Source organism: Paraburkholderia sp., assembly GCF_028283785.1.
Lineage (GTDB): Bacteria > Pseudomonadota > Gammaproteobacteria > Burkholderiales > Burkholderiaceae > Paraburkholderia.
In genome coordinates this window covers 114,540-138,040 of the sequence record NZ_JAPWKB010000006.1, presented here as the reverse complement: position 1 = coordinate 138,040, position 23,501 = coordinate 114,540, and the positions used below count along the sequence as shown (strand labels likewise).

Genomic DNA, 23,501 nt, shown 5'->3' with positions numbered 1-23,501 from the left:
AGGAGCCTTGCATGAACCCGCCTTCCCGCGCGACCGCATTCACCCTGCTCGCCGTCGCGTGCCTGACCATCATGGTCGGGTGCGTGATCGTGCCCGGCCTGCCGGCCATTGCGCCGCAACTCGGCGTCGAGCGTTTTGCCAGCGCGCTGGTGACGGTGCCGTCGCTCGGCGTCGTCGTGCTCGGACCTCTGGCCGGATGGCTGACCGCCCGCACCGGCCTGTACCGGACCTTGTGCATCGGTCTGTTTTCGTATGGATTGCTCGGCGTCGGCGGTGCGTGGTTGCACGGCCCGGTCGCGGTCTTTGCCGACCGCTTTCTGCTCGGCGGCGCGACCGCGCTGGTGATGACGTCCGGCACCGGCCTGATTTCCGTGTTCTACGACGGCCACGCGCGACTCGCGATGATCGCGAAGCAAGGCATGTCGATCGAACTGGGCGGCGTGGTGTTTCTGTTCGCGGGCGGACTGCTCGCGGCGCACGGATGGCGCTGGCCCTTCGCGCTGTATCTGTTCGCGTGGTTGATGCTCGCGCTAGTGCTCGCCGTGGTGCCCGCGCCTTCGCCGGTCGCTGGTTCCACGCATCCCGCACATCACGCCGGGGATCACGCGCGCGATGCGCGGACGCCGGTTTCGAACGCGCTCAGGACGATCTACGTCGTCGCGATATTTTCGATGGTGTCGTTCTTTACCGGCGTGATCGTTTTACCCATGCGCTTCCACGAACTCGGCATCGGCGAGGCGCAGACCGGCTACTTCCTGTCGTTCGTGTCGCTGGTCGCGGTCGGCGCGGCCGCGTCGATGCCGCGCGCGACGGCACGAATCGGCGAAAGTGGCGTACTGGTCGGCGCTTTTGTGTTCTATGCGGCCGCGCATCTGTGCTTCGCGCTGGCCGACAGCGTGCCGGTTTTCGTCGTCGGCGGCGTGTGCATGGGATGCGGCTTCGGACTGTCGGTGCCGCTCGTCAACCATATGACCGTGGAAAAAAGCCATCCACGACAACGCGGACGCAATCTCGCCTATCTGTCGATGGCGATCTTTTTCGGGCAGTTCGCGTCGTCGTTCATGGCTTACATGCCGGGCAACGCCGCGCGAATCTTCAGCGTGGCGGCGGTCATGGCGCTGGTGCTGGCCTGTGTGCCTGCAGCGATGCGACGGACCTTGGCCAGCGACGCCACGACGCGAGCGCTTGCCGAAACAACGCACGTGGCGTGACGAAGCTTGCGCGGGCGATCGACCGGCCGTTGCGGCCGGTCGCCGGACGCCTAGCGCTGATCCCAAACGGGAATATGCCCGGTGCCGGTCGGAATATGATTCGCCGCGCGGAACACCTGCGCCGACACCCACGGATTGCTCATCGCCGCGCGAATCGTCATCGTGCGCACCTCGTCGGGCAGATTCGCGACCTCACCGTACAGGCACGACCACTTCTGGCAATGATCGACCAGCGGCCGCTCCTGCGTTTCCCACGCGACGAGCGCGGCCGGAATATCGCGCGCGTCGGCGACGTCCGCGAGCGCGACCGACAGCGCCAACGCACTTTGCATCGCCATGCCGCCGCCCTGGCCGAGATTCGGCGGTTGCGCGAATGCCGCGTCGCCGAGAATCGCCGTGCGCCCCGCCGACCACGACGTGACCTTCGTGACGCTATACACGCCCCACGACACGTCCGCGCCAACCCGATCGATCAGATGACGCCACGCGGGGAACGCATCGCCCCACAACGCCTTGTCGAGCGTCGTCGATTTCGCGCGGGCGTTGGTCGCCGGACAGGTCAACGCAAGATAGATTTCCCGATCGTTGACCGGCGTGATCAGAAGCCGCAGCGGACCGTTCCAGTTCTCGATGTACTTGCCCGCATCGGCGGTCGGAATGTCGCCGGGCATCGCTTCGATAACCGTGCGCAGCGCGCCTTCCTGCGCCTGCTCGTGCAGCACTTCGAGCCCCAGCGATTGCCGCACGCGCGACCACACGCCGTCGACGCCCAACGCAAGATCGCCCGACACACGACGACCGTCCGACAACAGCAATTCGCCGCGCGCGGTCGCGCCCGTCACTTCGCAACCGGTCACGATCTTCGCGCCATACCGGCGCGCGGCGTCCGCCAGCGCGGCCAGAAGCTGCGGACGGCGCACCGTCATCAGCCGTTTGTCGGCGCGGATCGGCGCGCTTTCGATAATGCCGCCGAGGTTGTCGCGCTGCTCGAAGTAGTGCCCGCGAAATGCGTGTTGCGTGGCCGCTTCCGCCGCGCCCAACGCTTCGAGCACCCGCAGGCCATTTTCCCAGATGTAGATGCCGGAGCCGGATGCCCGCAGCGCGTCCTGCCGCTCGAACAGCGTGACGTCCCAGCCGCGCATGCCGAGCGCCGCCGCAGCGGCCAGCCCGCCAATTCCCCCGCCCGCGATCACCGCAGTCAGCTTCTGTTTCATGTTGGTTCCTTCCTCAAGATGCGATGCTAAAAACGATGCGTGATCCCTAACTGCACACCTGCCTGACTCAATCCGCCCGGCGACGAGAAGTCGTACGTATTGAGCGTGAACGACTTGCCGCCCCGATTGTCGAGATAACCGGCAAACGCGTAAAGGTCGGTGCGCTTCGACAGCGAATAAATGCTGCCGAGAACAAACCAGAGCGGCGTGCCTTCGTGATTACGCGTGCGATAGTGAATCACTTCGGTGACGAGATTCAGTTGCGCCGTCGCGCTATAGATTGCGCCGAGGTTGAAGATGCTACCCGGCGGCGACAGTTCCAGATCGCCGCGCACATAGTGATAGCCGCCTTCGAGCGTCACGTCGCCGAGCCGGTATTTCATCGCGACGCCCATCCGCTGGTCCTTGAGCCCGGACTCGTCGATACCGTCGGCGGACGAGCCTTGCGTCTGCTCGAACAGGACCCGCGCACTCAGACCGCCGTTCGCATACGCGAGCGCGCCGCCCATGTATTTTCCGGCGCGAAAATTCCCCGCGATCTGCTGGCCGAAACCGTACATCGCTTCCACGGACAATCCACGATAGGTCGGACTCAACCATTTGATCGAGTTGTTCAACTGCTCGATGCTCGACGGAATCAGGTTCGACGACATCAACGAAAATTGCGCGAGATAGGTCGGGTCGTACATCAGCGTCTGGTCGAACATCACGCCGTATTGACGACCCATCGTCACCGTGCCGAACGGACCTTGCAGTCCCACGTACGCCGCGCGATTCAGCGGCGTCGCCGGAATTACGTTCTTGCCCGTGCTGACGTCGATGCCTTCTTCGAGCCGGAACAACGCGCTGTATCCGCCGCCAAGGTCCTCTTTACCGGTGATCCCGAAGTTCGACGGCCACTGGTTTCCCGATTGCAAACCGACCACTTTCCCGCCGGAAGACGACGCACCGGACAGATATTGCACGCCTTCATCCACGACGCCGTATAAGGTCACGGACGATTGCGCGAACGAAGGGTGCGCGGCCACACACAGTGTCAGCGCGACGGCGCACTGCAAGTTCTTTTTCATATTGTTATCGCTTAAACGAAGCACCTGGAAGAGAGACGATGTTGCCGGCCGACCGCCCATCACAGCGGTTGGGCACCGACGGCGTGACGCGTGACGGCGGCGTGCGTGGCACGCGACTCGTTTTTGCACAGCATCAGCACCACGAAGATCAGGCCTTCGACCAGCAGAAACCCCCAGAACGCGGCCGCATACGAACCGGTTGTCTGGAGAATCCCGCCAAGGAGCGGCGGCGCGATAAACGACGACGAAATGCCGACCATCTCCGCATAACCGATCGCGCTTCCGGCCAGTGCATCGCCGCACTTCTCGCTGATCAACGCGAAGATCGCGCCGCCTGCCGCCACCACCACGCCGCAAAAGATCGAGATTGCAATGAGCGCGCTAAACGGCAACGCGATTTTCGCGGACACGATCAACAGCGCCGCAGCGATCACCGACAGCAACGCGGCAACCTTCATCGCGGCAATGCGTTTCGCGTAGTGATCGCTCATAAAGCCACCCACAATCAGAAACACGACTTGCGACAGACCCATCACCGTTCCGATCAATGCAGCCGACGGCGGCGGCATATGCTGCGTCGTGATGAACGCGGGCACCACCCACGTCGCGGTCGCGGAGATGCCGAACATCGCGCCGAAGATCGCCAGCGACGCAATGTAGAAGTACTTCATCCTGAAGATGTCCCGCAGACGCGCGCCGGACGAAACGGCGGTCGTGTCGTCCCAGCTGAACTGCGCAATGCCGAGTTGTGTCGCGACGTCGCGCACCAGGAACACGCTTGCAACACCAACGATCAGCGTGCCGACACCGAGCAACGCAAAGAAACTGCGCCAGCCGAGACTCGCGGACAACGGAATGCCGATCGCGAAATCGAGCGTGATCGCAAGACTGAACGCTGCCAGCAACGCACCCAACGCGCGGCCGCGCTGTTCAGGCGGAAACCAGCCGACAATCAGTTTCGCCGCACCGATCCATACGGCGGAATCGAAGAAGCCGATGGCGAGCCGGTAAGCGATCAACGCCGGATACGACTCGACGCGTGACTGCATCAACACGCATCAGACCCGTCATCACGAGGCCGCACACGATCAGCGAACGCGCGGAAAAACGATGACCGACGCCGCCCCAGAAGATCATGCCGAGCGCGTACGTAATCGAGAAAACGCCTTGCGCAAAGCCGATTTGCGTCGGCGTCATATCGATCGATTTCGTAATGAACGGAATGATCGCCGCGAATCCGTACCAGTCGCCCGCAAGAAAAATCTGCGCGGCAAGTCCAAGGATCAGGCTGACGACTTTCCACCGGTGCAGGGTCGCCAGTTGTGGCGGCGAGAGCAGCTTATAGTTCATGGTCTCTTTGTCGGACAGTAAGGGGACTGTGCATGCCACGCGCGACGCGAGACTCGCGCGCATCACATGGCATGGCCGTTGTTGTTTTCAGTGCATCACGTCAGTGCTTTGCTTCAGTGCTTCAGGTCGGCGCAAGATGGGCGAGAATCGCGGCGGCAACCTGCGGGCCGTTTTCCAACGACGGAAAATGCGTTTCTCCAGCGATATAAACCGGCGTGAACCACGGATTCAGTTTCGCGAAGTCGGCCTGCATGTCGCGATATGCCTGTGCCAGCGGTTGCGAAAAGATATGCGCGACGGCCGGTTTGCGTTCCAGCGCGGACATGCGTTCGAGCGGACTGCCCCACTTCGCATAACCCTTCGCGATTTCGCGGCATGCACGACGCCACATCGCGCCGCCGAACGACGGCATTTCGTTATAGATGTGGTTGAGCACGTCCTCGTTATCGGTCTTCGATGCCCACTCGTCGGCCATGCTCTTGCGGCCTGCCGCATACAGCTCGATATCCTGACCGTCGGCGAGTTGCCTGTCGAAGCCAGGATGCGGCTCCATCAACCAGTCGATCAGCACGGTCTTGTCGAGCGTCGCGTAACCAAGCCGTTCGCAGATTTCGATATTCACCCAGCATCCGTGCGAGTGCGACACCAGATGAAATTTCGTGAGCTCAAGACGCTTCACCAGTTCGACGATGTCGCTGGCGAGGTCGTCGGACGTGAAGTCGGCGCACAGCAGCATGTCCGGGTTGTGGCCGCGATAGTCCGGACAGATCACGTAGTACGACTCGGCGAGAATCGGCGCGACGTTCTTGAACAACCGATAGTCTTGCGCCCAACCCGACAGCATGATGATCGCCGGCGATGCGGGATTGCCGTAGTCGGTATACGTCAGCAGTTCACCGTTGATCTGCAATGATTTCATTTAAAGACTCCTTTGAATGGATGCGAGTGCAAGACGCTGTCGTCAAAGCGCTAACGTCATGAGTGCGGTCAATTCGCTGTGCGAGTCCGACAGCGGATCGAGCAACGTGAAGTGATTCATGTCCGGGTACTCGTAGATTTGCGTCGGCACACCGAAGCCGAACCACATATCGCCGAGCAGCCGGTTCTGGCGACGAAATTCGGCGAGTTCCGCCGCGCCGCACGCACAGACCAGATCGAATCCGCCACCCGGCGCACGCAGTACCGGACTCAGTTCATGCGCGGTATCCGGATCGAGCTTGAGTGCGGCGTTGAGTACTGTTGCGCGGATCAACGGACGCAAATCGTGCAGACCACTCAGCGATACGACCCGCGTGATCGCACGCAATGCATCCGCCGACACGCCGCTTTGCGCGCTGGTGAGATACGTTGCAAGCTGGCCGCCTGCGGAATGGCCGGACAGCACGATCGGTCCGTCGTGCCAGCGCGACGCAATCGTTTCGAGCGCGGGTATCAAGCCCGACGCGATCTCGCCAATCGATACGTCCGGGCACAACGGATATTCAGGCAACACGACACGCCAGCCGCGAGCCAGCGCGCCCGCCGCCAGATAGCGATAGTCTTCCTTCGCGCTGGCCACCCAATAGCCGCCGTGGATAAACACCAGCGTGCCGGTCGCGGGTGTCTGCGGTTCGTACACGTCGAAGGTATTGCGGGCATGCGGCCCGTGCGGTACGTCGATGCTTGCGCGATCCGCGTGGTCGCGATGAAACTGCTCCGACTTCTCCCGCGCATTCGCCAGCCATTTCGGAAACGACGGCACCGCAATGCGATTGGAGTAAGCGATCTCCCAGTCGTCGATCGGGTTGGGAATCGACTTGAAGTTCGAACGGTGCGTCAATTGCATGAAACCTCCTGCGTGTTGCGTCATCAGTGAGGGGAATTTTTCGGCGCCAGAATACGTGTAGCTATCCGAAAAACACGTCGTGCAGCTGACACTATCCAGAAATCGCCGCTGATTTTTTCGGTGGGCGAATTTACGTTTTGATGCATACAGGTAGCGCGAAACGCGCGTGACGGGTCATCGGGCGTCCGCGTGGGACAGCTCGACGCGCCCCGTCGGCGGGGCCTTCAATTCAGGTGGTGTTCTAGAGACGGTGACGGCTTAGCGTCGCGAACGGCGTTTCGCCGAACCGCTCCCGGTATGCGATCGAAAAGCGGCCAAGATGAAAGAACCCGCAGTCGTAAGCGATCGCCGTCACCTGATCGCTGGACGACGCGCCGCACAAGCGTTCGCGCGCCAGTTCCAGACGATACGAACGCAGGTACTGCATCGGCGAACAGTGCTTGAACTTCTTGAACGACTCCAGCAGCGTGCGTGCGGGAATGCCGGTCGCGATCGCGATGTCGCCCAGCGAAATCGCGGACGCGGCGTTCTCGCGAATGAAGTCTTCCGCGCGCTTGACGATGCCCGGCGCGACCGACGCACGCACACCTTGCGACGGTGTTTCATTGCGTGCATGAAGCAGCAGCGCGACGAACAGACGTTCCATTTCGAGCGCGATGATCGGATTGGTCTGCGCCGATTTGACCAGCGCCGGCGAACCTAAGAAACTCGCCAGCATTTCATTGAACGGACGCGCATCCAGCCGATCGAGTGCGATCTCGTTGGGAAACGCGACCCGACTCATGCCGGTGTGCGCGTTGACAGCATCGAGTCCGATTCGCAGCACCAGTTGCTCGCAATCAGGCGAGAGATCGGCGACGAACTGCTGGCCGCTTCGACAAAACACGCCCTGGGTCGCACTGGCGCGCGCGGCCACCGAGTCGATCTGCGTTTGCGCGGTGCCCGACACGCAATACATAAACAGGTGGTAGTTCGACAAGCCCTGAACGGTCACCTGCGTGGCCCGCGAAAACGCAATCGTGCCGACGCCGAGACGTCCGCATTGCACGTAATCCATATGCGATTTCGGACGGTCGCCCGGATGGGCCTTGCCGCCCGCCAACCCATGCGGCTGCATCACAGACGAAATCAATGCCCTCGCCTCGTCCAGGTCGGGCGTCTCGAACAGCCGGTTGTCCCGCAACGCAGAAATATCGGTGGCCACCATCCATCCTCCCTCCAAGCGACCGCTGGCACGCTGCCCGCGCTGTCCATATGGACGTTCATAGCTCGGGCATGGCTATCGTCGACAGCCAAAACTACTTTGTCAATCAGGATAGATTGTTAATCTTAGAATAGTTTATTTGTCTGTGAGACAATTTGAGCATCGAAAAGCCGGGGAGCAAAGAGCGATGCGTACTGAGAGGGCGAACGGGGCGGCCAAGGTCAATCTGGTCGAGGTGATCCGGGCGGATATCGTTCGTGGGCGGCTGCGCCCGGGCGAAAAACTGAGTGCGGCGGCATTGGCGGAAACCCACGAGGCGAGTCTGACCGTCGTGCGTGAAGCGCTGAACCGGCTGGCCGGCGAGCAGCTCGTCAACTTCGAGCCGCAGATCGGTTTTTCGGTGCGCCCGGTTTCCTATGAAGATTTTGTCGATCTGATGGATCAGCGGATATTGCTGGAGAACGTCGCGTTGCGACGCTGCATGGCGACGGCGAGCGTCGACTGGCAGGCGGAAGTGCTGGCGTCGCATCACAAGCTGTCGTGTACGCCGATGATCGATCCCGACGACGCGACCGAACTGAATCCGTTGTGGCTCGAACGGCACGACGCTTTTCACAGCACGGTGCTGCAAGGGTGCGGCAGCCGGCGTCTGTATCAGGCGGTGCTGCGTCTGTCGCACGAGGCCGAGGTCTATTACCGGGCGCTGTTGCCGGTATCCGGCCGTGACGACGGCATGGTCGCGGAACACGAGAAGCTTGTCGCGGCCATTCTGGGCGGCGACGTGGACGAGGCGATTGCGCTGCTGACCGCGCACCAGGAGAAAACGCGCGACGAGCTATTGCCGCTCCTCGCCTTACTCGAAGCCGACGCCTGAGCCTCAGTCCGAACCGTCAGCCTGCGTTTTTCAGCGTCAACCGCGCTTCCAGGCCGCCGCCTTCTCGCTGATGCAAGCTCAGCGTCGCGTCCATCGACAGCGCGAGTTGACGCGCGATGGCCAGCCCGAGTCCGGTGCCGCCGGTGTCGCGGTTGCGTGAGCTTTCGAGCCGGTAAAACGGCTCGAAAACCGCATCGAGCGATTCGGCGGGAATGCCTGGTCCGCGATCCAGCACCGACACCGTCATCAGTCCGCTGGCGGAATGCGTGACGGCGATTTCGGCGGCGCCGGCAAATTTCAGCGCGTTGTCGATCAGGTTGCCGAGAATGCGGCGCAACGCCTGCGGACGCGTGACCAGCGACGCAGCCAGATGGCCGTGCAACGACACGTTCTTCCCTGCATCGACGTAGTCGCACACCAGACTGTCGAACAGCGCGTCCGGATCGATCCGGCACGGCGCTTCGGTCGAGCCCTGCATGGTGCGCGCATACGTGACGCCCTCCTTCACGAGCAACTCCATCTCCTGCAAATCCTGCCGCAGCTTCGCGCCCTGCGTGTCGTCGTCCATCACATCGACGCGCAGACGCATTCGCGTGATCGGCGTTTGCAGGTCGTGCGAAATCGCGGCGAGAATCTGCATCCGCTCGGTCATATACGTCGCAATGCGGTCTTGCATCGCGTTGAACGCACGCGCGGCGCGCGTCACTTCGGACGGCCCGTCTTCCGGCAAACGCGCGGCTTTCAGATCGGGGCCGAGCGTGTCGGCGGCGACGGCCAGCTGATGCAGCGGCCGCGTCGCGATCCGCACGGCCAGCCAGCAACATCCGGCCAGCACCGCCAGTTGCAACACCAGCACCCACGGCAACCAGTGCGAGACGGGCGCGCCGGACATCGGCCGCAGATCGATGGTCAGCGGCGTGCCGTCGCTCAGTTGCAGATGGACCTGCACCCGTTCGGCGTCGCCGGGCACCGCGTTCGCCGTCAAACGGTAATGCTCGCCGATGCCGTCCGCGATCGATGCCGCGACCCGCTCCGACAAACGCGCGTCGGGCGGCGTGCCGGTCACGCCGGGTCCGAGCACGAATTCGTAACTGCGTCGCGCGAGACGCGGCAACCACGCGGCGCGCTCGCCGGCGGGCAGATGATCGAGCAGCGCAACCGAACTGGCGACTTCGCGTTCGATATACCCGACCATCACATTGGTCATGGTCTGATCGCGCTCGGTCAGCGTGATCCAGAACGACAGCGCCTGCGCCGCCGCCAGCCCGACGAACAGAATCACCGCGAGCCGCGCGAACAGCGTGCGCGGCCAGTGCAACCACGCGCGCGGATTCATTGCGGATCCTCGCTCTCCGTCACGGTCGCCGAAAATACGTAACCCTCGCTGCGCAAGGTCTTGATGTAGCGCGGTTCGCGCGCGACATCGCGCAGCCGCTGACGCAGGCGGCTCACCAGCAGATCGATCGAGCGGTCGAATGCGTCGGCGGCCCGGCCCTGGGTCAGATTGAGCAACTGGTCGCGCGTCAACACACGTTGCGGATGATCGAGGAACACACGCAACAGCCGGTACTCCGCGCCGCTCAGCGCGACCATCGTGCCTTCCGCGTCGAGCAGATGGCGCGCGGTGGTGTCGAGCCGCCAGTCGCCGAACACGAGCATGCCCGCCGATTCCTTGACCTCCATGCCGGGCGGCAACATCCGCGTGCGCCGCAACACCGAGCGGATTCGCGCAAGCAGTTCGCGCACGGCGAACGGTTTGGGCAGATAGTCGTCGGCGCCCATTTCGAGGCCGACGATACGATCCGCTTCTTCGTTACGCGCGGTCAGCATCAACACCGGCACCGCGCGAAACTTGCCCGCGCGCAATTCGCGGCACAACGTCAGGCCGTCTTCGCCGGGCATCATCAGATCCAGCACGATCAGATCGGGCGCGCCGTTATCGAGTGCGGCGCGCATCTGACGTCCGTTGGACGCGAGCGAAACCCGCATGCCGTTTTTCTCCAGATAGCCCGCGAGCAGTTCGCGAATGCCGCGATCGTCGTCGACGATCAATACGTGGTCGGGATTGTCCATCTCTACCTTAGTGCTTGCGACGTTTCACATTGACGCTGCTGCCGGCGAGCAGCGAACACTGAAGCGGATACACGCATTCCGTGGCGATACCGCCCGCGATCAGCGCGAGGATCGCGATCAGCCGTTTCATGCGTCCTCCATCACCGAAAGACTCGCGCCATCCGCCACGCTGGCTTCGAGCGCATAGGGATCGACACCGTCGAGACAGCCGATATTCACGCGCCATTGATTCGGGTCGCGACGCGTCTGATGAAACGGATAAATACCGCAGTGCCTGCAGAAATAGTGCTTCGCGACGCGGGTGTTGAACTGGTAAAGCGTCAACGCATCCTCGCCTTGCGTGATGGTCAGTTCGCCGGCGTCGAACGCCGGCGTCATCAACGCGCCCTTGCGGCGACACAGGCTGCAATTGCAACGGCCGGCCGGCGTAACGGCAGTGCGCACCTGGAACCTGACCGCACCGCAATGGCAGGAACCGTGAAAGAGGTCGGTGCTCATACGTGTCTCCATGACGTGGATGCGCAGGCAGATGCGCAATGGACGCCATCATCGCGCAACGCTCCGGTCGATGTGTATCGCAGTGTATCCAGACGCGTCACCGACACACAAGCTTTCAACATGCGCGGTATTCGGATGATTCTCGCGCGGTTCGGACCATTACGCCGGTCCCCGCACCGGTGCCTTCGGCACTCATCGAGTGCGCCGACGCCGCGCATTCCCTTCGACGGTGCAGATCGACGGCGCGCCGGGCACGGAAAAACGGTGTTTTCCGGCTGGCACACTTCATGCATATTGAAGATAATTCAAGTCACTTGAATATAATTCACACGAATTTCTTAACAGCATCGCACTGCTCGGGAGCAACATGCATCAGCCTTTCCGCACTCTGGTACTGTCCTTAACCGGCGCACTCGCGCTCTGCGCATCGGTCCCTGGCTGGGCGCAGAACACCGATCTGCTGTCCCGCATCAAATCCAGCAAAGAGATCACGATCGCCACCGAGGCGCGCTACGCGCCGTTCGAATACATCGACAACGGCAAGATCGTCGGCTACGACGCAGACCTGATGCAGTACGTGCTGAAGTCGTTGCCCGACGTCAAGGTCAAGCAGCTCGACCTGCCGTTCCAGGGCTTGCTGCCCGGCCTCGACGCGAAGCGTTTCGACATGGTCGTCACCGCCGTCACGGTCAACAAGGACCGCGCCAGCCACTTCGCGTTCACGCTGCCCGTGGCCGACGCTACCACTGGCGTGCTGCTGCGCACCAACGAAACCGCAATCAAATCCCCTGACGACCTGAACGGCAAGATCGTCGGTTCGCAAACCGGCTCCGCGCAGCTTCAGGCACTCGTCGCGCTCGACAAGAAACTGAAGGACGCAGGCGGCCCCGGCCTCAAGCAGATCAAGCAATACGTCGCCTTCGACGAAGCCTACGCCGATCTCGCAGTGGGACGACTCGACGCGGTCGCGCAATCGGTGGCGAATCTCGGACCGTTGATGAAGGCGCGCCCCGGCGTGTTCGTGGTGATGCCGCAAACCATCGGACCGAAGAGCTATTTCGCCTGGGTCGCCCGCAAGGACGCCGACAGCGCGGCGCTCGCCAAGCTGTTCAGCGACGGCATCGCCCGCGCGAACAAGGACGGCACGATGAAGAAGCTTCAGCAGAAGTGGTTCGGCACGACCATGGACGTCCCGTCCGACGCGTTGCCCGAGCCGACGATGTAAAGCCGCACGGCCCGTAATCCGATCATCGAGACGACATGAACACGCCTGATCTTTTGACCCGTTGCCTCGGCTATCTGCCGCAGTTGATGGATGGCGCGCTGACCACGTTGTGGCTGTCGGCAGTCGCCGTGCTGTGCGGCTTCTTCGCCGGAATTTTCATCTACACGATGTCGGCCAGCGACAGCGCGTTGCTGTCGCGCGCGGCGCGGGTCTACGTCAGCGTGTTTCGCGGCACACCAGTGCTAGCGCAACTGCTGGTGTTCTATTACGTGCCGTCCGCGATCGGACTGACGCTGCCGGGCGTGCTCGCGGCGGCGATCGGCTTGTCGCTGAATACCGCGGCCTATCAATCGCAGATTCTCGGCGCTGGTTTCCGCGCGATTCCGCGTGGACAGATCGAAGCGGCGCGCACCTTCAATCTCACGCGCCGTCAGACGCTGTGGCATATCGAAGTGCCGCAGGTGGTGGCGGTGACGTTGCCTGCGCTGGTGTCCGAGATGATCGATATCGTGAAGGCGTCGGCGGTGATTTCCGTGATCGCGGTGACGGATCTGATGCGCGTCGGCCAGCAACTGTCGTCGTCCAGTTACCGGCCGCTCGAAGTCTATACGCTCGCCGCGCTGTTCTATCTGGCGATCACGACGCTGCTTTCGCTCGCCGCATATGGCTACGAGCGGCGTCTCGCGAAGCGAATCTGATCCGGGACAAGGCCGACTCCTATGAACGCATTTCTCTCTCTGGTCCCGCGCTTTGCCGCTGCAATGCTCGTGACGCTCGAAGTCAGCCTGCTTGCCGCGTTGCTCGGCATGATCGGCGGCTTCGTACTCAACGCGCTGCGGATGCGCTTTAGCAACGCGCTGACCGTTCCGTACAAAACCTACGTGTGGCTGGTGCGCGGCATGCCGTATCTGTCGCAACTGGTGATCGTCTATTTCGGACTGCCGGTGCTCGGACTGACGATGACCGCCGTGCAAGCCACTGTGGTGTCGCTGTCCATTTACGCCGCCGCGTATTTCGCGGAAATTTTCCGCGCCGGCTGGTCGAGCATTCCGCACGGACAGATCGAAGCGGCGCGCGCATTCGGCATCGGCCGTTGGGCCGCGTTCCGCGCGATCGAACTGCCGCAAGCCCTCGCCTTCGCAGTGCCACTGCTGGCCAATCAGGTGATCCTCGTGATCAAGGAAAGCGCGGTCGCATCGATCATCACCGTACCCGAACTCACGATGACCGCGAGCGACATCGTTGCGTCCACGTACACGTATATCGGCCCGTACGCGATGCTGATCGTCTGCTACTGGCTGCTGACCCAAGCTGTCGCGCTGGTCGCCGCACGCGCCACCGCGTTGATTCCCTTTTTGCAGAAGACGTCATGAGCGCACTCCCCATTCTTCAACTCAAGGCGGTCGGCAAGTCTTACGGCGCGACCCGCGTGCTCAAAGGCATCGACCTCGACGTGATGCGCGGCGAGATCGTCACGCTGATCGGTCCGTCCGGCTCCGGCAAGACCACCGCGCTGCGCTGCATGAATTTTCTCGAAGCGTACGACGAAGGCGAAGTCTGGATCAAAGGCCAGCTTCTCGGCTATCGCTCGAACGGCCGCACCGAACGCGATCGCGACAGCGACGCGAGCATCGCCGACGTGCGCCGCCCGGTCGCGATGGTGTTCCAGCAGTTCAACCTGTGGCCGCATATGACGGTGCTCGCGAACGTCGCCGCGCCGCTGGTGCTGTCGAAGAAAATCGGCAAGGACGAAGCGCGCCGCAAGGCGCTCACCGCGTTGCAGCGCGTCGGCCTCGAACACAAGGCCGATGCGTATCCGGCCCGTTTGAGCGGCGGTCAACAGCAGCGGGTCGGGATTGCGCGCGCACTCGCAATCGAACCCGAAGTGATGCTGCTCGACGAACCCACCTCCGCGCTCGATCCCGAACTGGTCGAAGAAGTGCTGAGCGTGATCCGCTCGCTCGCGCAGGACGGCATGACGATGGTGATGGTCACGCACGAAATGAGTTTCGCCGCGAAGATTTCGGACAAGGTGGTGTTTATGGAAGCCGGAAAAATCGTCGAGGCGGGACCGCCCGCGCAACTGTTCGGCAATACGCGCACGCCGCGTCTGCAACAGTTTCTGAAGCCGTGGTTCGACCGCAGCCTGTCGCCGGGACTCGCCTCTTCATCCGACGCTGCCAACGCCGCCACGACCGCTGCAAAAGCACCGCAAGCCGATCCGGTCGCGGCATCCACGCGGGGAATCGCATGACGCAACAGGAACAAAAAGATCACGGCGCGCTGCGCGTCACGGCCACGCAGGCCGCGGCTCACGTCGATCCCGCGCGTCTGCTGCACGCGATCGCGGCGCTCGCCCGTTTCGGCGCACGCGACGACGGCGGTGTCGATCGCCCTGCGTTGTCCGGACGCGATCTCGACGCACGCCGCTATCTGATCGAACGTGCGCACGCACTCGGCTGCACCGTCACCACCGATCACTGCGCGAACCTGTTCATCCGGTGCGCGGGCACCGAAGATCTGCCGCCCGTGATGACCGGCAGTCACGCCGACACGCAACCGAGCGGCGGCAAACTCGACGGCTGCTACGGCGTGCTGGCCGGTCTCGAATGTATCGAAGCGCTCAACGACGCGGGAATTCGCACCCGTCGTCCGCTCGACGTGGTGGTCTGGACCAACGAAGAAGGCACGCGCTTTCAACCCGGCGCGATGGGATCGAGCGCGTTCGTCGAACCCGCGCTGATCGACCGGTATCGCGCGGTCAGCGACGCGTCGGGCGTCACGCTCGCCGATGCGTTGAGCGCGCATTCGGATGCGTTTCCATCGCTCGCGACGCGCAATGAAACACAGGCCGCTCATGCGTTTATCGAACTGCATATCGAACAAGGTCCGCAGCTCGAAATCGCCGGCAGGCCGCTGGGCATCGTCAGCGGGATTCAGGGCGTGCGCTGGTACGCCGTGACCTGCACCGGCGTCGCCGCGCATGCGGGCACCACGCCGATGCCTGCTCGCCGCGATGCGATGACCCTCGCGATCGACGTGCGCGCCGATATCGACGCGTTCGCGAAAGCATTGGGCCAGCACGACACCCGCGTCACGTTCGGACGCTGGAGCGTGGTGCCGAATTCAATCAACACGATTGCATCGTCGGTCACGTTCACCGTCGATTTCCGGCATCCGGACGAAGCGGTGCTGGCCGCGTTCGACCAGCAGATCGCGCAATGCGCGGCACGCCCCGACGTGATGCTGGAAGCCCTGTTTTCCCATGAGCCGGTCGGCTTCGATGCTGCCCTTCTGACGCGACTCGGCGAAGCCGCCGACGCGCTGGAAGCGCCTACGTTGACGCTGACTTCGGGCGCATTTCACGACGCGATGTATCTGGCCCAACACTGCCCGACCGCGATGCTGTTCGTACCGAGCCGGGACGGCATCAGCCACAACCCGCTCGAACACACCGACGACGATCACCTCGTGCTAGGCACACGCGCACTCGCGCATTGCCTCGCCACGCTTTGCAACGAACCTTGATGAAGGAGTCACGATGAGCACCATTCACGCACACGACCATACGCACGACAACGGCACCGAAACCGGCCTGAACGCGACCTTGAACGAACCGATCTCCGCGGACGGCTCGCCCGAACTGGGCAAGACGTATACGGTGCCCGCACGCTGCGGCCGCGCGGTGCGCGTCAAGGCCGGACAGACGATCCGGATTGCGAATCCGCACGGCACGCAGGTTTGCGACACGTGGATTTTCAACGCCGAACATCTGAACGAGTTCCTGTCGTTCGAACATACCCGCGCGTTTATCGACAAGGTGATTCCGCAACCGGGCGACCCGCTGGTGACGAACCATCGCCGCCCGATCGCTGAACTGGTGGCCGATACGTCGCCGGGCGTGCACGATACGATGATCGCCGCGTGCGACCTGTACCGCTACAAGAACCTCGGTGTAGAGGGTTACCACGACAATTGCGCGGACAACATGCGTCTCGCGCTGAAGGCGATCGGCCTGCGTGCGCGCGAAGTGCCGCAACCGTTCAACCTGTGGATGAACATTCCGATCAAGTCCGATTACTCGATCGACTGGCTGCCGCCGGTGTCGAAAGCCGGCGATCACGTGGATATCAAGGCGGTGATGGATTGCGTCGTGGTGATGTCGGCGTGTCCGCAAGATATCATTCCGATCAACGCATTGAACCCGCTCGAAGTCGAATTCACGGTGATGGCGTAACCGCTCTCTCAACCTTTCCGATAGTGCTACGGTGGCAACCAGAAAATCGACCTCCCCCACGGGCAGCGGCCGCGGCCGCACCCCTTCCGGCACTGCCGCCGCGCCGTCGCACGCCACGCCGGGCGATTCGCTCGGCGTGCGGCTCAAACACGCGCGGATGGTGCGTCAACTCACGCTGAAGGCGCTCGCCGAGCAGGCAGGCTGCTCGGAAAGCCTGCTGTCGAAAGTGGAAGGCGGTCACGCTACGCCTTCGCTCGCCACGCTGCACCGGCTCGCGCTGGCGCTGTCCACCAACATCGCGGCGCTGGTGTCCGGGCCGGATATCAACACGTCGCCCGTGCAACGCGCGAACGAGCGGCCGTCGGTCAGCTTTCCGACTGCGGGCAAGCGCGGATCGATCGTACTGGAACGGGTCGTCGTGCCCGCGCCCGGACAGTTGCTGCAAGGCGATATTCACGTGATCGAACCGCTTTCGAGCAGCGACGAGCAGATTTCGCACGTCGGCGAAGAGCTGGGTTATGTGATCGAAGGCGAACTCGAGCTCACACTCGACGCCGAACGCTATCTGCTGCTACCCGGCGATTCGTTCTACTTTCCCAGCAGCGTGCCGCACAGTTACCGCAATCCCGGCAAAGTCGTTACGCGCGTGCTGTGGATCAACACGCCGCCCACCTTCTAGTAAGCTTGCGCGAGGCTTCCCGCTTCGGCTCGCGGCATCCCGCAAGCCGACTCGTTCGCACTGGGGTATGCTCTTGGGCACTTCTTACAGGAGAGCACCGTGGTACTCGAAAACGCATATCTCGAAGTGATTCCCGGCAAGGAAGCCGAGTTCGAAGCGGGCGTCAAGCAGGCGCTTCCGCTGTTCCATCGCGCGCATGGTTGCACGGGTGTCGAGTTGCAACGCGTGGTCGAATATCCGACGCGCTACGTGCTGGTCGTCCAGTGGAATACGGTCGAAGACCACATGGTGCGCTTTCGCGAATCCGACGACTTCCAGGAATGGCGTCGTCTGGTCGGCCCGTATTTCCAGAAGCCGCCCGAAGTGGTTCACACCGAACTCGCGGTCAAGTAAGGTAAGCACTCGAAGCGCTTGATTCACGCATGAAAAGACGAAGCGCCGGTTAGAAACCGGCGCTTCGGCACACGTGCTTTCGCACGACCCAAACTTAGTGGTGACCGAAATCCTTGCGTGCGACCGGCGTGGCGCGCACATGCGAGTATTCGAATTTCGGCGTGGCCTTGACCGCATCGCGCGTTGCACCGGCCCAAACCAGTTTGCCGCTCGTGTAGTCGAGCTGGCTCATCGGCACGGCAACGTCGTGTTGCGATACGCCCAGAAACTGATGCGCGGCCACGACCGCGAACGACGCGGAGTTGTCCGGCGAAATGATGATGTCGTGCAGAATGCCCACCTTCTGACCTTCGTCGTTATAGACCGGCTTGCCGAGCAAGCCCTTCTTCACGCTCCAGCCGTTGACGATCAATACCGACTCTTCGACAGTCACGCCCAGCGTCTGTGCGCCGGCGACTTGCGCGTTTGCCTGCTGGCACGCGATGCCCATCAGTGATGCCGTTGCCAATGCGAGTGCCCATTTTGCTTTCACGCTCGATCTCCGGAAGTTGAGTGCGTGGCCGCCCGCACAACGCGATGCAGCCACGAACAGTGTCGCCGGATTCGCTCTTAAAAGTCCTGAAAAATACATATAAGAAAACGCACACGGGCGATTCGCACGCGAAAGGTGCATGGCTCACGCGGTCTCAAGCGCTAAAGCCATGCCCATGACATCGCGCTAAAGCCTAGAAGAAGTGCCGCATGCCGACACGCAATGCCGTCTGGTTGCCGCTCGACGACGGACCTGCGGTGTCGAGAATCCACGCGGTCGCCGTGTTGCCGTCGCCGCTCGCGTGCTGGTATGCGGCGCTAATGTAGACATCGGTGGTTTTCGACAACGTGTAGTCGAGCGTCAGGTTCACCTGGTGCGCCTTGTTGTTTTCGAGCACGTCGTTACCCTTCATGTACTCGTAAGCCAGTGCAAGCGTCGTATTTACCATCAGCGGATACGTACCGCCGATTTCGAATGCGTTGATCGCAGCGCCCGTGAACGTGTTGTGCGTATTCGTGTACAGCACGTCGGCCCAGCCCTTGAGCACCGCGATCCGTCCGCCGACACCGAAGTTGCGGATGCCGTCGTTGCCGTTGTTGATCGCCGCGTATTTGACCATCGTGTACGCAGCGTCGATCGAGAACGTGCTCTGCTGATAATCCGCGCCGAAGCTATACGCGCTCTGGTTGCCGAATGCGCCCGCCTGATTGCCGAATCCGTACATGCCGCCGAACGACAGACCGTCGATGACCGGCGACTGATACTTGACCGAATTCGACACGCGCTGCGCGCCCGCCGTGCGGTCGAAGTCGAAATCGCCGCTAGGCGCGAGCGGTTTGCCGAGCGCGTCGAACGGACCTTGCCGCAGATTCGTCAACGACACGAACGGCATTTCCGGTCCAAGCCGTTTCGCCGACAACGACGTGAACATGAAGTCGTACTGGTTGCCTGCGGTCAGCGTGCCCAGACGATCGCTGTCGAGTCCGACCCACGCCTGACGCCCGAACAGATTGCCGATCGACGCGCCGGTCGCCATTTCGAACTGACCTTCGAGGTCGAAGATCGCCTTGACGCCGCCGCCGAGGTCTTCCGTGCCGCGCAATCCGAACAGGTTCGGCACCAGCACGCCCGTGTCCATCACGATGTTGCGATGACCGCTCTGATTGGACAGCGCGGTCACGCCGACATCGAGCAGACCGTATAACGTGACCGAGCTTTGCGCATGCGCGGCCGTTGTCCAGCACGCCGCGCACAGCGCGCTCAAAAGCAGTTTCTTCATTGAAATCTCCAGGTGGCGGATTGGGTATTCACAGGAATGGGGAAACGTGACACTGCGCGCTCAACGCGCGACGAATGCGAGCACCGCGAGAATCGCAATCTCGACGGCGGCGAATAAGGTGAAAGCGAGCGTGAACGAGTGCGTCGCGCCGATCACCGCGCCCATCAACGCAGGCGCCACGAAGGTCGAGACAATGCCGCCGAGCTCCGCGAAACCAATGGCCGTCGCGGCCAGCGACTCGCCGTATTTCTCGCTGACGAGGCTGAAGATCGCGCCGCCGCTCAACACGACGACGCCGCTGAAGGCCGCGATCGCAAGCATTGCCGGCCAGCCCAGATGCGTCAGCGTCGCGCCGACGAAGCTCAGCGCGGACACCACGCAGAACGCGGCGCCGACCTTCAGCATCGTGGTGCGCGCCATCCTGTCGGACAGCCAGCCGCCGATCAGCAGCACGATCACTTGCGCGAGTCCCATCGCGGTGCCGATCACCGCCGCCGACGCAACCGGCATCTGCTGGATCTCGATGAACGCGGGCACGACCCACGTGGTCACGGCGGAAATCGCGAACATGTCGCCGAAAATCGCAAGACCGCCGACGTACACCCATTTCGAGCGCAACACCGACCACGACGATTGCGCCGATTGCGCCGCAGCGTGGTCGGGCGTGGACGCATGATCGTCCCACTGGAAATCGCGGATGCCGAGATCGCGCGGACTGCCCTTGATCGTCAGCGCGCCGAACAGACCGACCACACACGTGGCCACGCCCATCCATTCGAAGAACACGCGCCAGCCGTAAGTGGCCGACACCGGAATGCCGATCGCGAAGTCGAGCGTGATCGCGAGGCTGAACGCGGCGAGCAGCACGCTCATCGTCAGACCGTGACGTTTGACGGGAAACCAGCCGACGATCAGCTTCATCGTGCCGACCCAGACGGCCGCGTCGAAAAAACCGATCACGAGTCGCATCGCGATCAACGCGGCGTACGACTGCACGCTCGCCTGCAACACCATCGCGACGCCCGCGCCGATCAGGCCGACCGCGAACAGCGTGCGCGCCGGCCATTTGCGGCCAAGCGGCGACCACACCACCATGCCGACCGCGTACGTGATCGCGAATGCGCCTTGTGCGAAACCGGCTTCGCCGGGCGTCAACGTCAACGACTTCATCACGAACGGCATCACGGCGGCGAAACCGTACCAGTCGCCGGCAAGAAAGAGCTCGCCGAGCACGCCGAGCAGCAGCGCGAACGCCTGCCAGCCGCGCAGTCTCTGCTGCACGAGCGAAGGAGATTGGACCATGTCCATAGGAGTGACTCGCAAGGGGGAGCGTGAGGAAATGACCGGAGTCCGGCCGACCTGCCCCGCCGCCTTGGTTCTGTGTCATCGCGTCAGGGCAAGCGGATTCTTTGGGGGCCGAAATTCCCGATCTATCCACTACGCGCAGTAGCGCAAAAAAACATGGCCACTTCTGGCAAGCGCCTGCAATCGGTCAAAGTCCCGTTTTTTGACCTGGATCACAAAAAGGTAAAGTGATAGTCATCATCGGGACAGTTGCGCAAAAGACCGTAAATTTGCCCACGCCTCGCTCCCCGCAACCTGTTGACGAGTGCCCATCTGATGCTGCCAGTCTCCTTACAGATCGCGCCGACGGCCCTTCGGAAGTACCGCTATTTCGAATCCACGGATGTCGACGACACCCGCCAGCGCATCGCGACCGTGCTGCAACCGCACCGGCTGACGCCGGGCCCGGCGCAGCCCGGTCATTCGGCTTACATGAATTACGTGCGGCTCGAAAACCTCGCGTTCGGCTCGCTCGGTTACGCGGGCGCGATGAGCGTCGAAGCGGGCGAGATCGAGGATTACTACCTCGTGATCCTGAGTCTGAGCGGCTACGCGGACGTGTCGGTCGGCTCGCGGCGCACCATCATCGGGCAATCGCAAGGCGTCGTGGTCGGACCGTCGACCCGCTTCGGCGGCACGTTTTCGGGCGATTGCGAGCAGTTTTTCGTGCGCGTCGACAAGCAGGCCATCCTCGCGCACTCGGGCTTCGAGCATCTTCAGATGGAGCCGACCATCGACCTGTCACGGCCGGAACTTGCGCCGTGGCTCTCGCAATTGCAGTGGCTGACGTCGTCGCCGGAAACGGTGGCGCTGGCGCAGCGCGACCGGCGCGTCGCGGTCGAGATCGAACGGCTGCTGGTGATGCTGCTGCTGGCCGGACAGCCGCATCACAGTCAGGAGCGCGCGCAGTCGGCGGTGCTGCTGCCGCGCACGGTGCGCCGCGCCGAGACCTATATCAGCGAGCACGCGTGCGAACCGCTGACGCTGTCGGACATCGCCGAAGCCGCGGGCGTGCCGGTGCGCACGCTGCTGCACAGCTTCCGGCGGTTTCGCGATGTCAGCCCGATGCAACTGGTCCGTGAAGCGCGCATCGAGCGTTCGCGCGAAATGCTGATGCGCGCGAGCGACACCGATCGCGTCGCGGATATCGCGCTGAGCTGCGGCTTCGTCAATCTCGGCCGTTTCGCGAACGCCTATCGCGAGAAGTTCGGCGAAGCGCCGTCCGATACGCTGCGCGCGTCGCGTCAACGCGGCGTGTAGGCCGCCCGGGCGTTTTCGCCCGAACCTTCTTTCTGCCCGATCCGCACGCTTTTTGCATGGATCGCGGCGCGTCTCCGCGCATTCTCCCGCCCCTTTCAAAACGCTTCCGCCGACGCCGCGCCGCCCGGCGCGCGTCGGCGTGCGCGCCCGACGCACCGCGCTCCGCGACAAACCTGCGCATTCTGGATAACGGCTGCGATCAACGGCTATAGGCCAAAAAAACGCTGTCTTACAGTCGATTCGACTGACCCGCAATGCAATCAAAGGAGTTTCCCGGATGACAACGCTGCGCATGCGCGTTGGGCGTATCGACGCCTTGACGCCGACCATACGGCGTTTGCTGCTCGTCCCCGCCGACGGCGCGCCGCTTCCCGCTTTCAGCGCGGGTGCGCATATCGGCCTGCAGGTACCGATCGACGGCCGCACGCAACGTCGCGCGTATTCGCTCGTCAACGCACCCGATCACACCGATCACTACGAAATCGCCGTGCAACTGGAAGCGGCGAGCAGCGGCGGCTCGCGCTGGGTGCATCGGCTCGAAACCGGCGCGGAGCTGGACGTCAGCGTGCCGCGCAACGATTTTCCGCTCGACGCCGCCACCCGGCACGCGCTGCTGATCGCGGGCGGTATCGGCATCACGCCGATTCTCGCGATGGCCCGCGCGCTCGATGCCGCAGGGACCGCGTATGCGCTTCACTACGCGGCGCGCGAAGCGGTGTCGATGGCGTATCGCGACGACGTGCTGACGATGCCCGCCGCGACCTGCTGGCTCGACGGCGGCGATCCGCGCAACGGCATGCCGCTCGCCGACACGATCGGCGCGCCGCAGGACGGTCGTCATCTGTACGTGTGCGGTCCGCGTCCGCTGATCGAAGCCGTGCTTGCGCAAGCGAAGACGCTCGGCTGGCCGGACGCGCAGGTGCATAGCGAACTGTTCGCCGCGGCGCAGGACAGCACCGGCGACACCGCGTTCGAAGTCGTGCTGAAAGCGAGCAACGTGACGCTGAACGTCGCCGCCGACAAGACCATTCTCGACGCGATGATCGATGCGGGACTCGATCCGCTCTACGACTGCCGACGCGGCGATTGCGGCGTCTGCACGACTCAGGTGATCGACGGCACGCCGGATCACCGCGATATCTGTCTGTCGGGTCAGGACCGCGCGCGCGGCGACTTTTGTCCGTGCGTGTCGCGCGCGAACTCGTCGCGACTCGTGCTCGACCTATAAAACAT

General features: G+C 62.9%; 27 protein-coding genes. 13 read left to right on the top strand and 14 right to left on the bottom strand.

What is annotated here, in order from left to right; all coding sequences use genetic code 11:
- Positions 1 to 11 precede the first annotated feature (11 nt).
- Positions 12 to 1,211, top strand: coding sequence for an MFS transporter (locus PW947_RS08490; RefSeq protein WP_299630833.1), 1,200 nt, complete (start codon positions 12 to 14; stop codon positions 1,209 to 1,211).
- 50 nt (positions 1,212 to 1,261) lie between these two features.
- On the opposite strand, the gene PW947_RS08485 is transcribed toward PW947_RS08490, so the two are convergent.
- From PW947_RS08485 to PW947_RS31200, 4 genes are read right to left on the bottom strand one after another with little or no spacing between them, the layout of a single operon-like run.
- Entirely contained in the window at positions 1,262 to 2,425 is a 1,164-nt protein-coding gene (locus PW947_RS08485; RefSeq protein ID WP_299630831.1) for an NAD(P)/FAD-dependent oxidoreductase, read from the bottom strand.
- A gap of 26 nt (positions 2,426 to 2,451) precedes the next feature.
- The gene (locus tag PW947_RS08480) at positions 2,452 to 3,495 is read right to left on the bottom strand and encodes a porin (protein ID WP_299630829.1); all 1,044 of its coding nucleotides are present in this window, start codon (positions 3,493 to 3,495) and stop codon (positions 2,452 to 2,454) included.
- A gap of 59 nt (positions 3,496 to 3,554) precedes the next feature.
- Positions 3,555 to 4,544, bottom strand: a complete 990-nt coding sequence (locus PW947_RS08475) for an MFS transporter (RefSeq protein ID WP_299630828.1) — start codon at positions 4,542 to 4,544, stop codon at positions 3,555 to 3,557.
- Complete coding sequence (locus PW947_RS31200) at positions 4,426 to 4,710, bottom strand: MFS transporter (protein ID WP_366146102.1); 285 nt, start codon at positions 4,708 to 4,710, stop codon at positions 4,426 to 4,428. Before PW947_RS31200 ends, PW947_RS08475 begins: the two co-directional genes overlap by 119 nt.
- Between PW947_RS31200 and PW947_RS08470 the strand changes: the two genes are divergently transcribed.
- Positions 4,606 to 4,866, top strand: a complete 261-nt coding sequence (locus tag PW947_RS08470) for a hypothetical protein (RefSeq protein WP_299630827.1) — start codon at positions 4,606 to 4,608, stop codon at positions 4,864 to 4,866. The two genes, PW947_RS31200 and PW947_RS08470, sit on opposite strands and share 105 nt — an antisense overlap.
- 100 nt (positions 4,867 to 4,966) lie before the next feature.
- On the opposite strand, the gene PW947_RS08465 is transcribed toward PW947_RS08470, so the two are convergent.
- The 3 genes from PW947_RS08465 to andR (PW947_RS08455) form a co-directional block, all read right to left on the bottom strand.
- Positions 4,967 to 5,764, bottom strand: coding sequence for an alpha/beta hydrolase (locus tag PW947_RS08465; protein WP_299630825.1), 798 nt, complete (start codon positions 5,762 to 5,764; stop codon positions 4,967 to 4,969).
- 42 nt (positions 5,765 to 5,806) lie between these two features.
- Entirely contained in the window at positions 5,807 to 6,670 is an 864-nt protein-coding gene (locus PW947_RS08460; RefSeq protein ID WP_299630824.1) for an alpha/beta hydrolase, read from the bottom strand.
- Between the two features lie 241 nt (positions 6,671 to 6,911).
- Positions 6,912 to 7,877: an anthranilate 1,2-dioxygenase regulatory protein AndR gene (gene andR / locus PW947_RS08455; RefSeq protein ID WP_299630823.1), complete on the bottom strand. Its 966-nt coding sequence runs from the start codon at positions 7,875 to 7,877 to the stop codon at positions 6,912 to 6,914.
- A 184-nt stretch (positions 7,878 to 8,061) separates the two neighbouring features.
- Between andR (PW947_RS08455) and PW947_RS08450 the strand changes: the two genes are divergently transcribed.
- The gene (locus PW947_RS08450; RefSeq protein ID WP_299630822.1) at positions 8,062 to 8,748 is read left to right on the top strand and encodes a GntR family transcriptional regulator; all 687 of its coding nucleotides are present in this window, start codon (positions 8,062 to 8,064) and stop codon (positions 8,746 to 8,748) included.
- Between the two features lie 16 nt (positions 8,749 to 8,764).
- Here the strand turns inward: PW947_RS08450 and PW947_RS08445 are convergent, their stop codons facing one another.
- From PW947_RS08445 to PW947_RS08430, 4 genes are read right to left on the bottom strand one after another with little or no spacing between them, the layout of a single operon-like run.
- Positions 8,765 to 10,084 (bottom strand): HAMP domain-containing sensor histidine kinase, encoded by a 1,320-nt coding sequence (locus PW947_RS08445; RefSeq protein ID WP_299630820.1) that lies wholly within the window; start codon positions 10,082 to 10,084, stop codon positions 8,765 to 8,767.
- Positions 10,081 to 10,821, bottom strand: a complete 741-nt coding sequence (locus tag PW947_RS08440; protein WP_299630819.1) for a response regulator — start codon at positions 10,819 to 10,821, stop codon at positions 10,081 to 10,083. The genes PW947_RS08445 and PW947_RS08440 overlap by 4 nt, the downstream gene beginning before the upstream one ends.
- A gap of 7 nt (positions 10,822 to 10,828) precedes the next feature.
- Complete coding sequence (locus tag PW947_RS08435; protein WP_299630818.1) at positions 10,829 to 10,951, bottom strand: hypothetical protein; 123 nt, start codon at positions 10,949 to 10,951, stop codon at positions 10,829 to 10,831.
- Positions 10,948 to 11,319, bottom strand: coding sequence for a GFA family protein (locus tag PW947_RS08430; protein WP_299630817.1), 372 nt, complete (start codon positions 11,317 to 11,319; stop codon positions 10,948 to 10,950). Before PW947_RS08430 ends, PW947_RS08435 begins: the two co-directional genes overlap by 4 nt.
- A gap of 367 nt (positions 11,320 to 11,686) precedes the next feature.
- Here PW947_RS08430 and PW947_RS08425 point away from each other — a divergent pair, with 367 nt between their 5' ends.
- The 8 genes from PW947_RS08425 to PW947_RS08390 all read left to right on the top strand — a co-directional run bounded on the left by PW947_RS08425 (position 11,687) and on the right by PW947_RS08390 (position 17,853).
- A complete protein-coding gene (locus PW947_RS08425; protein WP_299630815.1) occupies positions 11,687 to 12,544 on the top strand; it encodes a transporter substrate-binding domain-containing protein in 858 nt (285 codons plus the stop codon).
- A 35-nt stretch (positions 12,545 to 12,579) separates the two neighbouring features.
- On the top strand, positions 12,580 to 13,242 hold the full coding sequence (locus PW947_RS08420) for an amino acid ABC transporter permease (protein WP_299630813.1): 663 nt from the start codon (positions 12,580 to 12,582) through the stop codon (positions 13,240 to 13,242).
- A 21-nt stretch (positions 13,243 to 13,263) separates the two neighbouring features.
- Positions 13,264 to 13,917, top strand: a complete 654-nt coding sequence (locus tag PW947_RS08415) for an amino acid ABC transporter permease (protein WP_299630812.1) — start codon at positions 13,264 to 13,266, stop codon at positions 13,915 to 13,917.
- Positions 13,914 to 14,798: an amino acid ABC transporter ATP-binding protein gene (locus tag PW947_RS08410; RefSeq protein WP_299630810.1), complete on the top strand. Its 885-nt coding sequence runs from the start codon at positions 13,914 to 13,916 to the stop codon at positions 14,796 to 14,798. The genes PW947_RS08415 and PW947_RS08410 overlap by 4 nt, the downstream gene beginning before the upstream one ends.
- A complete protein-coding gene (locus PW947_RS08405) occupies positions 14,795 to 16,072 on the top strand; it encodes a M20 family metallo-hydrolase (protein WP_299630808.1) in 1,278 nt (425 codons plus the stop codon). Before PW947_RS08410 ends, PW947_RS08405 begins: the two co-directional genes overlap by 4 nt.
- 13 nt (positions 16,073 to 16,085) lie before the next feature.
- On the top strand, positions 16,086 to 16,781 hold the full coding sequence (locus tag PW947_RS08400; protein WP_299630806.1) for an urea carboxylase-associated family protein: 696 nt from the start codon (positions 16,086 to 16,088) through the stop codon (positions 16,779 to 16,781).
- Between the two features lie 157 nt (positions 16,782 to 16,938).
- Positions 16,939 to 17,460, top strand: coding sequence for an XRE family transcriptional regulator (locus PW947_RS08395; RefSeq protein WP_299630921.1), 522 nt, complete (start codon positions 16,939 to 16,941; stop codon positions 17,458 to 17,460).
- 99 nt (positions 17,461 to 17,559) lie between these two features.
- A complete protein-coding gene (locus tag PW947_RS08390) occupies positions 17,560 to 17,853 on the top strand; it encodes an antibiotic biosynthesis monooxygenase family protein (protein WP_299630804.1) in 294 nt (97 codons plus the stop codon).
- A gap of 94 nt (positions 17,854 to 17,947) precedes the next feature.
- On the opposite strand, the gene PW947_RS08385 is transcribed toward PW947_RS08390, so the two are convergent.
- The 3 genes from PW947_RS08385 to PW947_RS08375 all read right to left on the bottom strand — a co-directional run bounded on the left by PW947_RS08385 (position 17,948) and on the right by PW947_RS08375 (position 20,966).
- On the bottom strand, positions 17,948 to 18,385 hold the full coding sequence (locus PW947_RS08385) for a PRC-barrel domain-containing protein (protein ID WP_299630803.1): 438 nt from the start codon (positions 18,383 to 18,385) through the stop codon (positions 17,948 to 17,950).
- A 193-nt stretch (positions 18,386 to 18,578) separates the two neighbouring features.
- A complete protein-coding gene (locus tag PW947_RS08380; protein WP_299630801.1) occupies positions 18,579 to 19,664 on the bottom strand; it encodes a porin in 1,086 nt (361 codons plus the stop codon).
- 60 nt (positions 19,665 to 19,724) lie between these two features.
- Positions 19,725 to 20,966: an MFS transporter gene (locus PW947_RS08375; protein WP_299630800.1), complete on the bottom strand. Its 1,242-nt coding sequence runs from the start codon at positions 20,964 to 20,966 to the stop codon at positions 19,725 to 19,727.
- A gap of 318 nt (positions 20,967 to 21,284) precedes the next feature.
- Here PW947_RS08375 and andR (PW947_RS08370) point away from each other — a divergent pair, with 318 nt between their 5' ends.
- Both andR (PW947_RS08370) and PW947_RS08365 read left to right on the top strand, forming a co-directional pair.
- Positions 21,285 to 22,268: an anthranilate 1,2-dioxygenase regulatory protein AndR gene (andR, locus tag PW947_RS08370; protein ID WP_299630799.1), complete on the top strand. Its 984-nt coding sequence runs from the start codon at positions 21,285 to 21,287 to the stop codon at positions 22,266 to 22,268.
- A gap of 277 nt (positions 22,269 to 22,545) precedes the next feature.
- Positions 22,546 to 23,496 (top strand): PDR/VanB family oxidoreductase, encoded by a 951-nt coding sequence (locus tag PW947_RS08365; RefSeq protein ID WP_299630798.1) that lies wholly within the window; start codon positions 22,546 to 22,548, stop codon positions 23,494 to 23,496.
- The last annotated feature ends 5 nt before the right edge of the window (positions 23,497 to 23,501 follow it).

What these genes read in the sequence shown, in the direction of transcription:
- PW947_RS08410 (WP_299630810.1), top strand. Translation starts at nt 13,914, where the DNA reads ATGAGCGCACTCCCCATTCTTCAACTCAAGGCGGTCGGCAAGTCTTAC.
- PW947_RS08440 (WP_299630819.1), bottom strand. Translation starts at nt 10,821, where the DNA reads ATGGACAATCCCGACCACGTATTGATCGTCGACGACGATCGCGGCATT.
- PW947_RS08445 (WP_299630820.1), bottom strand. Translation starts at nt 10,084, where the DNA reads ATGAATCCGCGCGCGTGGTTGCACTGGCCGCGCACGCTGTTCGCGCGG.
- PW947_RS08380 (WP_299630801.1), bottom strand. Translation starts at nt 19,664, where the DNA reads ATGAAGAAACTGCTTTTGAGCGCGCTGTGCGCGGCGTGCTGGACAACG.
- PW947_RS08405 (WP_299630808.1), top strand. Translation starts at nt 14,795, where the DNA reads ATGACGCAACAGGAACAAAAAGATCACGGCGCGCTGCGCGTCACGGCC.
- PW947_RS08460 (WP_299630824.1), bottom strand. Translation starts at nt 6,670, where the DNA reads ATGCAATTGACGCACCGTTCGAACTTCAAGTCGATTCCCAACCCGATC.
- PW947_RS08450 (WP_299630822.1), top strand. Translation starts at nt 8,062, where the DNA reads ATGCGTACTGAGAGGGCGAACGGGGCGGCCAAGGTCAATCTGGTCGAG.
- andR (WP_299630823.1), bottom strand. Translation starts at nt 7,877, where the DNA reads ATGGTGGCCACCGATATTTCTGCGTTGCGGGACAACCGGCTGTTCGAG.
- PW947_RS08400 (WP_299630806.1), top strand. Translation starts at nt 16,086, where the DNA reads ATGAGCACCATTCACGCACACGACCATACGCACGACAACGGCACCGAA.
- PW947_RS08415 (WP_299630812.1), top strand. Translation starts at nt 13,264, where the DNA reads ATGAACGCATTTCTCTCTCTGGTCCCGCGCTTTGCCGCTGCAATGCTC.
- PW947_RS08485 (WP_299630831.1), bottom strand. Translation starts at nt 2,425, where the DNA reads ATGAAACAGAAGCTGACTGCGGTGATCGCGGGCGGGGGAATTGGCGGG.
- PW947_RS08365 (WP_299630798.1), top strand. Translation starts at nt 22,546, where the DNA reads ATGACAACGCTGCGCATGCGCGTTGGGCGTATCGACGCCTTGACGCCG.
- PW947_RS08465 (WP_299630825.1), bottom strand. Translation starts at nt 5,764, where the DNA reads ATGAAATCATTGCAGATCAACGGTGAACTGCTGACGTATACCGACTAC.
- PW947_RS08435 (WP_299630818.1), bottom strand. Translation starts at nt 10,951, where the DNA reads ATGAAACGGCTGATCGCGATCCTCGCGCTGATCGCGGGCGGTATCGCC.
- PW947_RS08490 (WP_299630833.1), top strand. Translation starts at nt 12, where the DNA reads ATGAACCCGCCTTCCCGCGCGACCGCATTCACCCTGCTCGCCGTCGCG.
- PW947_RS08480 (WP_299630829.1), bottom strand. Translation starts at nt 3,495, where the DNA reads ATGAAAAAGAACTTGCAGTGCGCCGTCGCGCTGACACTGTGTGTGGCC.
- PW947_RS08395 (WP_299630921.1), top strand. Translation starts at nt 16,939, where the DNA reads ATGGTGCGTCAACTCACGCTGAAGGCGCTCGCCGAGCAGGCAGGCTGC.
- PW947_RS08470 (WP_299630827.1), top strand. Translation starts at nt 4,606, where the DNA reads ATGACCGACGCCGCCCCAGAAGATCATGCCGAGCGCGTACGTAATCGA.
- andR (WP_299630799.1), top strand. Translation starts at nt 21,285, where the DNA reads ATGCTGCCAGTCTCCTTACAGATCGCGCCGACGGCCCTTCGGAAGTAC.
- PW947_RS08430 (WP_299630817.1), bottom strand. Translation starts at nt 11,319, where the DNA reads ATGAGCACCGACCTCTTTCACGGTTCCTGCCATTGCGGTGCGGTCAGG.
- PW947_RS08420 (WP_299630813.1), top strand. Translation starts at nt 12,580, where the DNA reads ATGAACACGCCTGATCTTTTGACCCGTTGCCTCGGCTATCTGCCGCAG.
- PW947_RS08375 (WP_299630800.1), bottom strand. Translation starts at nt 20,966, where the DNA reads ATGGTCCAATCTCCTTCGCTCGTGCAGCAGAGACTGCGCGGCTGGCAG.
- PW947_RS08425 (WP_299630815.1), top strand. Translation starts at nt 11,687, where the DNA reads ATGCATCAGCCTTTCCGCACTCTGGTACTGTCCTTAACCGGCGCACTC.
- PW947_RS08475 (WP_299630828.1), bottom strand. Translation starts at nt 4,544, where the DNA reads ATGCAGTCACGCGTCGAGTCGTATCCGGCGTTGATCGCTTACCGGCTC.